This is a genomic window from Streptococcus sp. LPB0220, assembly GCF_008727815.1.
Lineage (GTDB): Bacteria > Bacillota > Bacilli > Lactobacillales > Streptococcaceae > Streptococcus.
The window spans coordinates 1,324,545-1,339,933 of record NZ_CP044230.1; the positions used below are offsets into that span (position 1 = coordinate 1,324,545).

Annotated in this window: 14 protein-coding genes; 2 read left to right on the top strand and 12 right to left on the bottom strand. The window is 43.3% G+C overall.

Annotation, left to right across the window (positions count from 1 at the left end; translation table 11 throughout):
- Window positions 1-78: 78 nt before the first annotated feature.
- From LPB220_RS06960 to LPB220_RS07015, 12 genes are all read right to left on the bottom strand, one after another.
- Complete coding sequence (locus LPB220_RS06960; protein ID WP_150906295.1) at window positions 79-510, bottom strand: hypothetical protein; 432 nt, start codon at window positions 508-510, stop codon at window positions 79-81.
- A 104-nt stretch (window positions 511-614) separates the two neighbouring features.
- Window positions 615-923, bottom strand: coding sequence for an ABC transporter (locus LPB220_RS06965; protein ID WP_150906296.1), 309 nt, complete (start codon window positions 921-923; stop codon window positions 615-617).
- Between the two features lie 157 nt (window positions 924-1,080).
- The gene (locus LPB220_RS06970) at window positions 1,081-1,665 is read right to left on the bottom strand and encodes a DUF1307 domain-containing protein (RefSeq protein WP_150906297.1); all 585 of its coding nucleotides are present in this window, start codon (window positions 1,663-1,665) and stop codon (window positions 1,081-1,083) included.
- Between the two features lie 127 nt (window positions 1,666-1,792).
- Entirely contained in the window at window positions 1,793-2,791 is a 999-nt protein-coding gene (galE, locus tag LPB220_RS06975) for a UDP-glucose 4-epimerase GalE (RefSeq protein ID WP_150906298.1), read from the bottom strand.
- Window positions 2,792-2,855: 64 nt separating this feature from the next.
- Window positions 2,856-4,328, bottom strand: coding sequence for a UDP-glucose--hexose-1-phosphate uridylyltransferase (gene galT, locus LPB220_RS06980; RefSeq protein WP_150906299.1), 1,473 nt, complete (start codon window positions 4,326-4,328; stop codon window positions 2,856-2,858).
- Window positions 4,325-4,984 carry an HAD family hydrolase gene (locus tag LPB220_RS06985; protein WP_003019011.1) on the bottom strand — a complete coding sequence of 220 codons (660 nt, stop codon included), beginning with the start codon at window positions 4,982-4,984 and terminating at the stop codon, window positions 4,325-4,327. The genes galT and LPB220_RS06985 overlap by 4 nt, the downstream gene beginning before the upstream one ends.
- A gap of 9 nt (window positions 4,985-4,993) precedes the next feature.
- Complete coding sequence (locus LPB220_RS06990) at window positions 4,994-6,172, bottom strand: galactokinase (RefSeq protein ID WP_412180390.1); 1,179 nt, start codon at window positions 6,170-6,172, stop codon at window positions 4,994-4,996.
- A gap of 241 nt (window positions 6,173-6,413) precedes the next feature.
- A complete protein-coding gene (gene gtfA, locus LPB220_RS06995; protein ID WP_150906300.1) occupies window positions 6,414-7,856 on the bottom strand; it encodes a sucrose phosphorylase in 1,443 nt (480 codons plus the stop codon).
- 297 nt (window positions 7,857-8,153) lie between these two features.
- Entirely contained in the window at window positions 8,154-8,987 is an 834-nt protein-coding gene (locus tag LPB220_RS07000; RefSeq protein ID WP_021153463.1) for a carbohydrate ABC transporter permease, read from the bottom strand.
- 13 nt (window positions 8,988-9,000) lie between these two features.
- Window positions 9,001-9,867, bottom strand: a complete 867-nt coding sequence (locus LPB220_RS07005; RefSeq protein WP_021153464.1) for a carbohydrate ABC transporter permease — start codon at window positions 9,865-9,867, stop codon at window positions 9,001-9,003.
- Between the two features lie 13 nt (window positions 9,868-9,880).
- Window positions 9,881-11,140, bottom strand: a complete 1,260-nt coding sequence (locus LPB220_RS07010) for an extracellular solute-binding protein (protein ID WP_150906301.1) — start codon at window positions 11,138-11,140, stop codon at window positions 9,881-9,883.
- 14 nt (window positions 11,141-11,154) lie between these two features.
- Complete coding sequence (locus tag LPB220_RS07015) at window positions 11,155-13,317, bottom strand: alpha-galactosidase (RefSeq protein WP_191904597.1); 2,163 nt, start codon at window positions 13,315-13,317, stop codon at window positions 11,155-11,157.
- Window positions 13,318-13,478: 161 nt separating this feature from the next.
- Between LPB220_RS07015 and LPB220_RS07020 the strand changes: the two genes are divergently transcribed.
- Both LPB220_RS07020 and LPB220_RS07025 read left to right on the top strand, forming a co-directional pair.
- On the top strand, window positions 13,479-14,312 hold the full coding sequence (locus LPB220_RS07020) for an AraC family transcriptional regulator (RefSeq protein ID WP_150906302.1): 834 nt from the start codon (window positions 13,479-13,481) through the stop codon (window positions 14,310-14,312).
- Window positions 14,313-14,379: 67 nt separating this feature from the next.
- Window positions 14,380-15,387, top strand: a complete 1,008-nt coding sequence (locus tag LPB220_RS07025) for a LacI family DNA-binding transcriptional regulator (RefSeq protein WP_150906303.1) — start codon at window positions 14,380-14,382, stop codon at window positions 15,385-15,387.
- Window positions 15,388-15,389 lie beyond the last annotated feature (2 nt).

Genomic DNA, 15,389 nt, shown 5'->3' on the forward strand with positions numbered 1-15,389 from the left:
TAAGTGGTGATACATAATCATTTGGAAGTTCTCCTTCAGATTCAATCCACTGCTTCTCAGCAATGGGAATTATACGAATTATTCATGCTCTCTTTTGTACCATGAAGTATATAATGGACTGATCTTTTCAAATAATTCCATTTCATATCTAAATCTATTCACTTGGACTTTCTCAACTAATTGACTAACTTTTTCAAATTCATTATTTCTGATCAATTTTTCAATTAAGTCTACATCCTTTTTATCAATGGTATGTGAGGAAATATTTTTAATGATTATCTTTAAAATTTGATAAGTTACCTCATTATCATCTAATTTAGAAATCTCGGATCTTATTTCCCCTCGTTCAGTAAAAGCCAGATTATATCTTCCATTTCCATCCTCTATTACAGAAATTCCCTCTGGAAAGTAGGGAGGTTGTTTTGAAAAATAAATTCCAAATTCATCTAATTTTAAATTTCCAATTTTTGCAACTTCGGATTCAATTTTGTTTTTTAATTTTATTAGCATTTTATTATTCCTATTACAAACTAAGTAAAAATCTACCTTTTTCTAATTCATCAATCGAGTTTTAATTTTAATGGCTTTACATAATTCGTTAATATCAGCAAAGGTTACCTTTCCAATAAATAATTAGCAATAACCAATTTTAATTCGGTAATAGTCTCATTCGTTACTTTTCTTATTTCAACATCATTATTCCAATAGTAAATGTCAGTTAATCCCCCTTGCGGTGGGAAAAGTGCTTGATATATTGTCAATTTATCTCTTAAACTCATTCCCTTATTAGTATTTGCATATTCTTTCAAAATATGTAGCTCATCCACTTGTGGACCAATATTTTTAATATTATATTTGTCAATGATAGACAACAAATGATCGATGGCTTCTAAAAAAGTTTCTTTCATACTACTGTTCATCATTAGAAAAACCTCATTAACTACTGCTATTTTTTCATACAACAGTTAAGTTAAATTTCTTTAAACTCACTTTTCCTTAAATCCTATTCTACCAGAATATACCCATGAATTCATTCTAAAACAAAAAGAGAGCAGCAAACTGAGCTACTCTCCATTTGGTTTATTTTTCGACCATTCCGCCCTTGATAAGACTGTCTTTCGTTACTGAATAACTGACTGTTTTGTCATCTAGGGGATTAAAGCCTGGGACGATTTCTTTTAATTTATTAAAATCGATTTTTGTGTAATCAATGGTATTGCGGATATAAAAGATTCCGTCTTTGTATTCTGATGTTAGTTCAAATCCATGGCCCATCAGATCTTTGAATTTTTCTTGGCTCTTGGCGACGGCTTCTTTCATGGTTTCAAGAGGGTTCTCACCAGGCACTTTTGAGACGTCGTAATCATCAACTTTTTCTTGTAACAACAAGGTATCTCCCTTGTAATACAAGGTTACAGTGGACTTACCTGCTTCATCACTCGTTTCAAGAACAGTTTTTTGAGCACCTGCTAGTGCATCTTCTTTTTTGCTTTCATCAGTTGATGACTCTTTTGTCTTCTCTTTAGCGGATGATTTGGTTGTAGCTTTACTGGTCGCCTTAGTAGACGATGGACTAGTAGATTTTGTACTCTCTTTTTGGGCGCAACCAGCTAAAAGAAGACCCGCTGTCAAGAAGACGGCTAACATTTTTGTGGTTTTATTCATTTTGAATACCTCACTTTTTATGATGGTTAAGAAAATGACTGACGTCTGAAACGAGTCATTTAGCAAGATCAACTGTTGTTTTAAATGTTATTAGAAAAGTCTCAAAAATGATGTCCGCAGTCCCTCCTTATCGATCATTGTAGCCATCTGGGTGGCTGGAATGCCAAGCCCAGGCTGTTTGGATGATGGTTTCGATATTGTCAAATTTGGGTTGCCAGCCGAGGATGGCACGCGCCTTCTCAGAGGATGCGATCAGGGTATCTGGATCTCCTGGTCTGCGATCGGCCAGCTCCAGTGGAATCGGATGACCCGTCACCTTGCGGGCCGCATCAACGATTTGAAGATTAGAGAATCCTGTCGATGAGCCCAGATTAAAGGCGGTAGAAGGGTTGCCATTACGCAGATACTCCACTGCTAAAAGATGGGCATCTGCCAAGTCAAATGGATGGACGTAGTCCCGAACATTGGTCCCATCTGGTGTCTGGTAGTCATCTCCAAAAATAGAGATCTTCTCGCGTTTGCCTTGGGCTACTTGTAAGACGATCGGCAAGAGATGGGTCTCTGGTCCATGGTCTTCTCCGATGGATCCATCTGGCTTAGCACCCGCAACATTAAAGTAACGAAGGGGCACGTACTTGATCCCGTAGGCTTGATCGGCCCAGCGCATAATGGTTTCCATCATGAGCTTGCTTTCGCCATAAGGATTGATTGGTTTTTGTGGAGTGGTTTCAAGAATCGGAATTTCTTCTGGAATGCCGTAGGTGGCAGCAGTTGAAGAAAAGACGATGTAGTGCACTCCACATTCATGCATGACTTCCAAGAGCTTGACCATGCCTGCTGTATTGTTATCAAAATATTTCAATGGATCGGCCATGGATTCAGCGACCAGTGAGTAGGCAGCAAAGTGGATGACCGCATCGATATCTGCATGTTCCTTAAAAACAGTGCGCATAAAGTCTTGATCCGCCAGGTCTCCTTGGTAAAAGACGGCATCTGGATGCACCGCTGCACGGTGGCCTGTGACCAGGCTATCGACCACGACGACTTTTTCCTGTCCTTCATTGACCAAGCGGTCCACCATGTGGGAACCGATATAGCCAGCTCCTCCGAGTACGAGTATTGCCATTTGTTTTCCTTTCGCTTCTTTGTCTTCTCTCTTATTGTACCAAATTTCTGCCTCTTCTCCACACTTAAAGTGTCGCGACAAAGCGTCTAAAGGCTGCTTGGCCTTCTGCTGTTCGCTTGTAGACACCGGCATCTTCGAGCACGCGCGCAAAGATCTGGCCGACTGATTCACGAACAATAGCTTCCGCTTCTGCTTCGTCTGTGAGGAATGGGTGAGTGGCTTTCAAGTCAGTAACCCAGTCCTGGTGGTAACTAGCCACACTGCTTTCTCGTCCAAGTAGATAATCTTGGACTTGCTTGAGCTCTTTCTTGAGTCGAGGTGGCAATATCGCCAAGCCCATGACTTCGATCAGGCCGATGTTTTCTTTTTTGATGTGTTGCACATCCGCATGTGGGTGATAAATACCATCTGGATGCTCTGGTGAGGTTTGGTTGTCACGGAGCACCAAGTCCAGTTCATAATGCCCATCGCGGATTCGTGCAATGGGGGTAATGGTATGATGGGGTTGACCGTCAGATGTGGCTAAGACTTGCACAGCTGGATCCGAGTAGCCTCGCCAGGCTGTTAGGATATGGTCTGCCAGGGCAATCAATTGCGCCTTGTCGTCCGATTGCAAGCGGAGAACCGACATGGGCCAGTTGACAATTCCTACCGATACAGCCTCAAATCCCTCAACGCTAAAGCTTTCCTCAACAGGAGCTAGCTCCATAGGGAAGGTGTGCCGTCCGCCTTGGTAATGGTCATGAGTCAGGATAGATCCCCCTACAATGGGCAGATCTGCATTAGACCCTGCAAAATAGCCTGGAAAAGTCTCGACAATGGTCAAGAGTCGCTCAAAGGTCTTGCGACTAATGGCCATGGGCACATGCTGGCTATCGAGGAAAATGCAGTGTTCATTGAAGTAGGCATAAGGGGAATACTGAAAGCCCCAGTCATGACCGTCCATGTCAAAACGGATAATCCGATGATTGGCCCGGGCTGGATGGTCTAGGCGACCTTGATAGCCTTCATTTTCAAAGCACAATTGGCAGGCTGGATAATGACTGGCTTTGGCAAGCTTGGCCGCTGCAATGTCTTTAGGATCTTTTTCAGGTTTTGACAGATTGATGGTGATTTCAAGAGAACCGTAGGGAGTTTCAGCCTCAAAGGCAATGTTTTGCGCAATGGCTTTGACCTTGATGTAATCATTGCGCTTAGAGAGGTCATAGAAATCAGCAATCGCGTCTTCCTTGGACTGACGGTAGGTCTCCCAAAAGCGATGGTTGACCTGACTAGGGCTAGGGGTAATCCAATCCATCAACTCCGCACCCAAGCTGTCCTTGGCGGCCATACTGTCCTGGATCTTGCTATTCGCAACCGCAATCTCCACCAACTGATCTTTGAGTGCAATCAAGTCTTCTTTTTTGGCTGGGGCATCTAGCCCTTCTTCTCCAACGCGACTCATGACGCGATTTTTTAGATAAATCCGATCCATCTCTTCGTAGTCACTCGCCGCAATGACGGCTGTGACAAATGCGTCTAAAATTCCCTGATTCATTGATTCTCCTTCTTACGTTTTAAATAGTCTCTGACAGCATCCAAATCCTGGAAAACTTGTTCTGCTTTAGTTAAGAAAGACTGTGCTGGTACTTTTAAATCTGGAACACATATGACTGGGATTCCAGCCCGATAGGCTGCTTCAATCCCTGCCTCACTATCCTCTAGTACTAAGCAATTCTCTGGTAAAGCATTCAAATCACTACAAGCCTTTAAAAATATATCTGGGTAAGGTTTACTTCGTTTGACATCTTTTGCAAAAACTAAATGGTCAAATAGGGACAGAACCCCATTGCTATCCAAGATCATTCTAGCTCGAGATTCAACACTTGAAGTTGCTAGGGCGATTGGAATGCCCTCTGTTTTCAAAAAAGTAAGTAAATTCTTAGCACCTTTTTTTAAATGAACACCTTGGGCTAAGATTCGACCTTCTAGTTCATAAACTTTAGCCAAGGTTTGGTCAAAGTTCCAAGGTAAATCATAGGTATCCAAAAATCGTTGAACATTTTCCTCTTCTCTGTGTCCACTGTAGTCTCTAGAATAAGTTTCTTCTGTGAAAGGAATTCCAAAATCTCTAAGTAATTCTTGATAAACTTTTAGAGAAATGATTTCAGTATCGGCTAATAAGCCATCTAAATCAAATATTACAGCTTCCATTATTATCACCTAGTCTAAAACTCGTGTCCCTGCCGCAACTTCTGCAATATAAAAGCTTGGCGCATAGCCAACGACTTCTTCATAGCGTTTGCCAACAGCTTCTTTAAAGGCTTCAACTTTATCTTTGTTTACAAGGGCGATGGCGCAACCACCAAAGCCTGCTCCTGTCATACGAGCGCCCAAGACGCCTTCTTGTTCCCAGGCTGTATGCACCAAGGTATCTAATTCTAGACCAGTCACTTCGTAGTCATGCTCCAATGATACGTGAGAAGCATTCATGAGACGACCAAAGCCTTCCAAATCACCTGCTTCAAGAGCCTTACGTGCTTGGAGGGTCCGTTGATTTTCAAGAACTGCATGGCGAGCCCGTTTAATGCGGTTTTCATCCTTGATCAAGTAGCTGTAGGCATCAAAGGCCCAGAGATCCAATTCCCCTAAGGTTTGGATATCTAGTTTTTCTTGAAGTTCAGAAACGGCTGTTTCACATTCTGCACGGCGTTCATTGTATTTGGAATCAGCCAATTCACGGCGTTTGTTGGTGTTCATAATCACCACGACATTGTCTTTAAGGTCCAGCGGTACCAGATCATATTCTAGGGTATTGGTATCGAGATAAATAGCCCGTTGATCCGCTCCCATACCGATGGCAAATTGGTCCATGATCCCAGAGTTGACTCCGATGAAGTGATTTTCGGTTTGTTTCCCGATCTTGACCAGATCTAGACGATCTAAGTGAAGATCATATAGTTTCTCAGCGATGACGCCAATCAAGAGCTCAAGAGAAGCTGAAGAAGAAAGACCAGATCCATTTGGAATATTGCCATAGACATAGACGTCCATTCCGCTATCAATGACATGACCCGCTTCTTGCAAGAAATGGAGCACGCCTTTTGGATAGTTGGTCCAGTTGTGCTCTTTTTCAAACTGAAGGTTTTCAAGAGGAACTTCAATGATCCCCTTGTCTTCAAAGTTTCCTGAGAAGAAACGCAAGACCTTATCCTCACGCTTTCTTGCAGCTCCGTAAGTGCCGAGTGTGATAGCTGCTGGGAAGACATGGCCTCCATTATAGTCCGTGTGTTCACCGATCAGATTAATCCGTCCTGGTGAAAAGAAAGTGTGGTCAGCCTTTTCCCCAAAGACAGCCTGGAATTTTGCTTGTAAATCTTGAGATGTGATTGTTGTCGTCATGAGAAACTCCTTTAGTTTTGTAAACGTTTTTATACTTGTATTATATCTGATCACAAGTAAAACTTCAAGTGTTTTTAGTAAAATTTTATTAATTTTTTATTTTGTGTCCGAAAAGGCTATAACAAAGGGTTTTCCTCCGATTATAACTTCTATTCCACTCTTGCTATTTCGAGTTAATTTTAGTAAATTTTTACCAAAAAATCTCAATTGGGAGATTACCCAATTGAGATTCTTAAAGGTTTTAAAACACCATTTCTTGACCGTTTTCTGTCACTTGGTAAGTGCCCTCAGCAAGATCAATTCGGGCTACTGCTGTGACAGTCTGGTCTTTATTTTGGCGCGTGATGACAATGGTATGATCATCTGGTGTTTCCACCTCAATGCTTCCTTCTAGGTCAAAAGCTTGCGAGTTATTCCGGAAGCTAAAGAGCTTGAGAAGGGATTTCACGACTGGACGCTCTACTTCTTGAGCAATTTCTTCGTTGCTGTAGTAATGACGGTTGATATTGCGGCCTTCTTTGGTGTTTTCTAAGAGTTCCAAATCATTCTTCCCAGCTAGGAATCCAACATAATAAACTTGTGGAATACCTGGTGCAAAGGCTTGAATTAAACGGGCTAGGAAGTACTTACGATCGTCATCTCCAAGCGCAGAATAGTAGGTCGAATTGATTTGGTAGATATCCAAGTTGTTGTACTCTGCTGTGGAATATTTGCGTTTAACATTTGCCCCAACCTTATAAAGCTCATTTGAAGCATAGTCAATCTCTTCATCAGTCAAGATATCCTTGACATCGACCACCCCAATCCCGTCATGGGTGTCCAGCGTCGTGAACTGCTTCATCGGACTCATCTTCAACCACTTGGCAAGGCGATCCACTTTTGAACTATAGAGGGTATAGAGGGTTACCATGGGTAGCGCGAAGTCATAGACATAATAGTCGTGATCGGCAATCTTAAATTGGATGGAATAGTGCTCATGAATCTCTGGAAGAAGCTCAGCACCGTAGCCTGCCGCCATATCGCGCACCTTATCCAACAAATCCCAAATGTCTGGTTCCACAAAGAAATCATTGGTATCCAATTTCTTGACCGCATAGGCAAAGGCGTCCAAACGAATGAGGTCACAGCCATTACTTGCCAGGTGTTCGATGGTCTTGCGAATAAAGTCCATGGTCACGTCCTTGGTCACGTCTAGGTCAATCTGCTCTTCCCCGAAAGTATTCCAGAGATGCTCGGTCGTCCCATCCGCAAAAGTGATTTCTTGCTTGGGAGCTCGGTCTTTGCGCTTATAAATCAAATCTACATCTGCTTGAGTAGGACGATTCTCCGGCCAGAACTTGTCCCAGTTGAGAAAGAGGTCCTTGTAGGCACTTTGGTCGTGCTTTTCTTGGTAGTCCTTGTAGTATTTAGACTGACGAGAAATGTGATTGATCATAAAGTCAAACATAAGATAGTACTTGTCGCCCAAGCGTTTGACATCTTCCCAATCTCCAAAGGCTGGATCCACTTGGTCATAGTCGACAGGCGCAAAGCCACGGTCACCAGTTGATGGGAAAAATGGCAAGAGGTGAACCCCACCTACTGCATCCCCAAAGTGCTTCTCCAGATTTTCATAGAGATCCTTCAGGTTATTTCCTAAGCTATCTGAGTAAGTAATTAACATTGTTTTGTTTTGAATTGGCATAATGGTTCCCTTTCTTTTTTGAAAGCCAAGTCTTTGAGGACCTGGCTTTCATGAGTTTTTCTATTTTAGAATTGCTTCATAGGATACGATTGAAATCAGCAAGCTGAATCGTCCCTTTGTATCTGGAATTGAACACGCCCTAAGCTCTGTGTGAAAAAGATGAATCTTCAAAGAAGCCAAGGCTTCTTATTCAGATTCCCTGGTTTTCCACAGCCGTTGCTACTTCAGTAGTCTACAGATGTGGATGCCCTAGGGTACTACAGAAATTTTCAGCAAGCTGAATCGTCCCTTTGTATCTTATTTCACTGCGCCGTTGCTCATTCCTGCGATGATATGGCGTTGGAAGAAGAGATAGACAATAGTAATACTGATAATGCCGACAACGTAGGAAGCAAAGCTTGGTCCGTAGTCGTTGAAATATTGGCCTGCGTAGTTGTATTGGAACAAAGGCAGGGTCCACATTTTGGAATCCCGGTTCAAGACAAGGAGTGGCAACATGAAGTCATTCCAGAACCAAAGGGCATTGATGATCATGGTTGTCGCATGCATGGGTTTCATCATTGGGAAGATGATGCGGAAATAGGTTGTGAATTTATTAGCCCCATCGATCTCTGCTGCTTCATCCAAACTTTCTGGGATAGAGATTTTGATATACCCCACATAGAGAAAGAGGGTCTGTGGAATCGCATAGGTCAAGTAGAGCAAGATCAAACCAAAGGTGTTAGCCAAACCGAGTTTACTCATCATAACCGTAATCGGAATCATGATGACTTGGAAAGGTACGAAAATCCCAAGAATCAAGAGGGTGTACATGATGGTAAAGGCTTTTCTCTTACTCATATTACGTGCGATGGAGTAGGCTGCCATGGGGATAAAGATCATTACTGCAAGTAAAGACAAGACAGTGATGACGACAGAGTTCCAATAATAGCCTCCGATCCCATCAGCCAAGAGACGGCTGAAGTTGTCCCATGTGAAGTTGGTTGGAAATCCAAAGAAATTGTCTACGATATCCTTGGTTGGTTTGAAGGAACTAAAGAGGGTGGCAAGGAGTGGCACTAAAATCAGAACCGATCCTAGAATCAATAGAATGTATTTGCCAATCAAGGCTTTTCTTTCATCTTGTTTCATCGTGCTTCTCCTCTTAAATTTCAAATTTCTTAGATACTCTCAATTGGATGATCGAAATCACTACAATCAAGAAGAACAAGATTACGGCAATGGCATTGGCATAACCGAATTGGTTATTTTTAAAGGCATAGTTATAAACCAAGAGTCCAAGTGAGGTTGTGGCATTGTTTGGACCCCCACCAGTCATGGCAAAGACTTGGTCAAAGGCGGTAAGCCCACCTTTTAGGGCTAGGATAAAGACCATAGAGACACTTGGTAGTAAGTAAGGCAATTCAACATTCCAGAAGACTTGCTTGCTCGTCGCACCATCGATTCTTGCTGCTTCTGTAATTTCAGATGGGATAGATTGCAGACCAGCTAGGAAGATAATGATGGGCATAGCTACTCCTTGCCAAAGAAGGACAAAGACAGCCGCGAAGATCGCTCCCCACTTAGTCCCTAAAAGACTGGTTTGAAGAAACTCGATATGAAGGGCATTCCCAATTGCTGGAAGACCGTAGTTGAAGACTTGTTTGAAAATCAGAGCCACTGTCAAACCAGACAAAACTGCTGGGAAGAAGAACCAAGCACGAAAGAAGGTTTGGCCTTTGATCTTAGAGTTCAAGACACGCGCAATGAAGATCCCAAGGGCAATCTCACCAACTACCATAGCAATCGTGATGATTGCAGTAAAGCCAATAGCATTCATGAATTTTGGATCCATAAAGAGGAGCTTAAAGTTGTTCAAGCCGACAAACTTGTAGTTATAGGTCAAACCTGTCCAGTTGGTAAAACTGTAAAAGGCTCCTTGGAACATTGGCACATAGAAGAAAATTGCTTGTAATAAGAGGGGAATGACCACAAAAGCCCATGCCCAATATTTTTGTAATACTTTTTTCATTGTCTCTCTACTCCTAATCCACATCCGCTTTCATCGGGTTAAAGAAGGCATTCAAATCATTGACCATTCCTTGTTTATCACCTGTCAAGACATAGTTCATCGTCAAGGTATGGAAGTCTGCTTCACTGGTCCAGTATTGTTGCAACCACACCAAGTGACGATCCGTAAAGGCATATTTGGTCATCCCAGCAAGCGGTGAATCCTCTCCTGCTTGTTTGACCCCTTCGATCGCTGTTGGAGATCCGTCCACATCATAGTACTTTTGCATGACTTCTGGACGGGTCATGTATTCCACAAAGGCATTGGCTTCTTTTGGATGTTTGGTAGTAGCAGAGATAGACCATGCTAAGTCTCCCGCACCAACGGTTAAGCTTTGTCCTTTTTCTTTCCCTGGAATCATGAAGGTCCCAATCTTAAAATTCGGTTTTTGTTCATTGATCGCGGTGATAGCCCAAGATCCATTTGGTGTCATGAGGACATCCCCACGCGCGAAGGCTCCGATAACGTCTGTATAACCTGCACCTTCCCAGTTCTTTTGCTTCGAACCTTTAATGCGAAGGATATCCATCACCTTGATGTCATCTTTCATAATCGGATCAGACAATTTAATGGAATTTGGCTTAGAATAACGAAGGTATTGGTTGGCTTCTTTTCCTCCACCTGCTGCTGTCGCAAAGGCCAATTGATTGTAACCATTGAGGGTCCAAGCTTCTGCTCCTGCAATCCCAAATGGGGTTTGTCCTTTGGCAACGATGTCTTTTACTAACTGTTCAAATTCGTCCCAAGTTTCAGGAACCTTCAAGCCCAATTCTTCGAATTTATCTTTGTTGTAGTAGATTCCGTAAGCATTGGCTGTGAAAGGAACGTTGTAGACTTTTCCATTTACGGCATATTTTTCAGCGTAGCCGTTTTTCACGCGTTTGAGATAGTCTTTATTGCTTAAATCTTCGAAGACACCCGCTTTTGCCCATTCTTGCAATTCGATGGACTGTGGGTAAATATTGACCACATCTGGCACATCTCCTGCGAGGATACGTGTCTTCAACACCTCACCAGCGTTTGGTACATTGACAACTTTGACCTTGACCTTTGGATTTTCCTTTTCAAAATCACGCGCGATTTCTTCCAAGGTTTTGGTCATTTCTTTTTTCTGGTTGAAATACTCGATGGTCACTGTACCATCCGCAGATTTTCCATCGTTGGAGCAAGCACCGAGCCCAAACAAGGCTAGGCCTGTAGTCGCAAGAAGTCCGATTTTTTTATACCATTTCATTTGGCTGTCTCCTTTTATTTTTTGACAAAAACATATTGTTTGCTGAGGAAATCTCCCTGAGGAAGAACGACGGTTAAGCCGGCATACATGAGCTCAGCTCCTGAATAGACTTGGTCCGTCCCTTCTAAGCGATAGAGCGCATCTTCTTCCAATCCTTTGAGTTTCAGGGTCGGCTCGATCTCCTCAACCGTTGATAAGACCCGTACATAAGTTACCACCGTGCGATCTTGATAAGTGAACTGGACGGCTGCTTGATTGCTACCTTGGCTTGGATTGATCAAGCGGTAGTGTTTTCCGAATTGAACAAGTGGTCGAATCGTTTTGTAATGAGCGACTTGGTCTGCGATCCGATCCAACTCTTCTTGAGAAAGACTAGTCAAATCCAATTCATAGCCTAGATTTCCCATCATGGCTACATGTCCACGCGTTTCTAGTGGTGTGATCCGTCCCATCTGGTGATTTGGCACCGCTGATACGTGAGCGCCCATGGAAATAGTTGGATAGAGATAACTAGATCCATACTGGATCGGAAGTCTGGCCATGGCGTCCGTATTATCACTTGCCCAGACCTGCGGGAAGTAACGCATCATCCCCAGGTCATTACGACCACCACCACCGGAGCAAGACTCAAAGAGGATGTTCTCGTACTTCTCTGTTAAGGAAGAAACCACTTCATAGAGACCCAAGATATAAGCATGGGATTGCATCTTGGTTTCCAGGTAGGTTTTCCCATTTCCAAGCTTGGTGATATTGCGGTTCATATCCCATTTGATATAGTCGATCTCATGCTTTCCAAGTAAGTCATCCAAGACCTGCTTGATATAGTCCACTACTTCTCTATTTGAGAAATCGAGTACCAGTTGATTCCGTGAATAGGTGTGTTCGTAACCTGGGACTTGAATAGCCCAGTCCGGATGAGCCCGATAGAGGTCACTATCTACAGAAATCATTTCTGGCTCCACCCAAAGGCCAAATTGAAGTCCCTTGTCATGGATGCCTTGGATCAATTCTGCTAGACTTCCACCTAATTTTTCTTCATTGACAGTCCAATCACCAAGGGCCCGATTGTCATCATAACGATTGCCAAACCAGCCATCATCCAGAACAAAGAGTTCGATCCCCACTTTTTGAGCTTCGTCTGCTAGCTCCAATAATTTTTCTTTCTTGAAATCAAAGTAGGTTGCTTCCCAGTTGTTGATAAGAATTGGACGTTCTTTATGGGCAAACTGGCTAGGAATGATATGGTCTTGGACAAATGCTTGACTCTCTTGACTGATACCGGTCAATCCCTCATGTGAGTAGCTGATCATTGCTACCGGCGTATCAAAGCTCTGATTCGGTGCCAACTCCCAGGAGAAGTTTTCTGGATTGATTCCCAATCCAACCCGAATTTCATTGATTTGATTCTTTTGAATAAATCCTTCAAAATTCCCACTGTAGAGCAGTTGGAAGGCAAGGGCTGAACCGGCATCTTCGGTCACTTCATGATCTGCTAGGATAAGAGCAGGAGTCTGGGCGTGTCCAGAAGCACCACGGTTGGAGCTGATGGAGAAGATTCCTTGTTCCACTTGTTGACGGCGGACTGTTTTTTCTCTCGCATAGGCCCCTTGAAGGGTGATGACATCATAGTCACCTGCTGGGACATCGGCCAACACACTAAGAGCCTTGTGGATCACGACGGTTTCATCACTACAGTTTTCAATTTTTGAAAAGCTGGTGATGGTTGCCCGATCCTCGTAGGCTGTGTAATAGAGGGTCAAACGCAGGGCCGCTTGATCATCTTCAAAGACCAAGGCCAAGGTTTCAGTACTATCTACTGTATGTGGATTGGGAAGACCAGTTGCCTCGACACTGCCAGAGTAGATATTGGCTCCGACATAGAGGAAATCCGTCACCTCTGTGGCGCCGTGCTGGATTTGAATAGACGGCTTTCGGAAATCTCCAAGCCCGTGCTGTCCTAGGATCTGACGCTGGGTATCCAAGCTGAAGGTTCGATTGTCAGGTGTTGGATTTCCAGAGAAAGCATGATCCTTCTCATGCACGGTATTGGAAAAATGATAAGACGGGATCGGACGCCCCAGATGCTTAAGCATCAGGTAGCCATCTCGATTTTCAAGGATCAGGCTCAGTCCCTTACTTTCTACATAGAACAAATTCTGTTCAATACGAATTGCCATATCTTCCTCCATTGGGCCCGAAATAATATCACTATGTATTTTTAAATTCGGTTCCAATAACTTTCTTTTTTAGCATGTCTTTATTTTACTCATTGTAAACGCTTCCGAAAATAGAATTTTGTTGCACATATATGGTAAAATGTTAGGTAGGAGGTTCAACCATGTCAGTCTTTTCTGAATACCAAACCGACACTATTGACCTAGCCCTTGATTTTTATGGCTACGAAGATTGTCCGAAGAATTATGAATTTGGTCCTAGCGTCCGAGATAATTTTGTACTGCATTTTGTTACCAAGGGAAAGGGAGTCTTCCACTTCAATAAAAAAGAAATCCACCTAGAGGCCGGGGATCTCTTTCTTCTCCCCAAAAATAAAGTGACCTACTACAAGGCCGATGCCGAAGAACCTTGGTCCTACTACTGGATTGGCATCAGTGGCACCAAGGTGAGTGATTTCATGCGTTTTTCAACCCTGCATGAAAAAGGCTTTTTAAAGAAAACAGAAGTGGAAACAGAAAAGATCGGCCAGTTTATGGAGCGACTCGTCCACAAGGCAGAGGCTTCGAAAATGACTTCTCACTACCAACTCCATCTCCTCTCGCAGATCTATGAACTACTATTTCTAATCAGTGAAGTGGCTCCCGATATCCATCGGAGTCATCCATCTCCCACCTATCAGCTCTATCTGACCTGTAAGCATGTGATTGAGACGCACTACGCTAAAGAACACTTGAGTATTCAAGAGATCGCCGATGACCTCAATGTCCATCGCTCCTATCTGACAACTGTCTTTAAGGAGTTTCACCAGATCTCTCCCAAGGAATTCTTGCACTCGGTCCGCATGCAGCGTGCCCAGCAGTTACTGACCAACACAGACGAAAGCATTAAGATTGTAGCTTACTCGGTGGGCTTTTCAGATCCCCTCTATTTTTCAAAGGCTTTTAAGGCCTATAGCCAACTGACTCCTAGCCAATATCGTAGCAAACATAAAATTTAGTAAAATTTTATTTCTTTTTACTAGTTTTTAGAGTATACTGGAAGTAGAAATCAATAAAGGAAGAACTATGGCAACGATTAAAGACATTGCAGAAAAAGCAGGCGTTTCTCAGGCAACGGTATCTCGCGTCCTCAACCAGGATGCGAGCTTATCGGTCGGCGAAAACACGCGCAATCGGATTCTTCGCATCGCTGAGGACCTGCATTACCAAAAGAAGAGCCGAAAAACAGCGCCTCAACCAGTTGAGGATTTTCATAAAATCGTCATTTTTGAATGGTACAGGCGCGAAGAAGAATTAGATGACCTCTACTACTATGCCATTCGGATGGGGTTAGAAAAACAAGCCCAGGAATTAGGCTATGAGATCTTTCGTATCTTTAATAATGACGATTGGTCCTTGATTCAAGAAGCAGACGGCATTATCGCTCTTGGGAAATTCAGTCCCAAGACCATTCGAGATCTAGAAAGCTATGGCAAACCCCTGATCTTTGTCGATAGCAATACCCTCTATTTAGGGCATTCCTGTGTGACGACCGATCTAGAAGATTCTGTCATCACCGCTCTCAAGCATTTCCTTGAGCATGGTCACAAGGAGATTGGGCTCTTGGTCGGGCAGGAAGAGACAGCAGATGCGACACCACTTCAGATGGATCCCCGTCAACGGACCTTTCAACAGTATCTCACGGAGAAAGGACTTTATGAGGAGCGCTTTGTCTCTGTTGGTCAATTTTCAACTGAGTCAGGTTATCAGATGATGGAGCAACTGATTCAAGCATTGGGCGACGACTTGCCAACTGCCTTTTTCATGGCCAGTGATGCCTTGGCTGTCGGGGCTCTGCGGTCCCTTCAGGAGCACCAAATCGCAGTTCCTGATCGCGTCAGTCTCATTTCCTTCAATGATACTTCCATCGCCAAGTATGTCTTTCCTGCCCTCTCTACAGTGACCGTCTACACAGAAGAAATGGGCAAGCAAGCCATTCAGATGTTGCGTCAGACCTTTCAGGTATCTCAACCAAGTGTTCCCTATATGGTTAAATTAGCCACCAAACTGACGATTCGAGATAGCAGTCGTTAGGA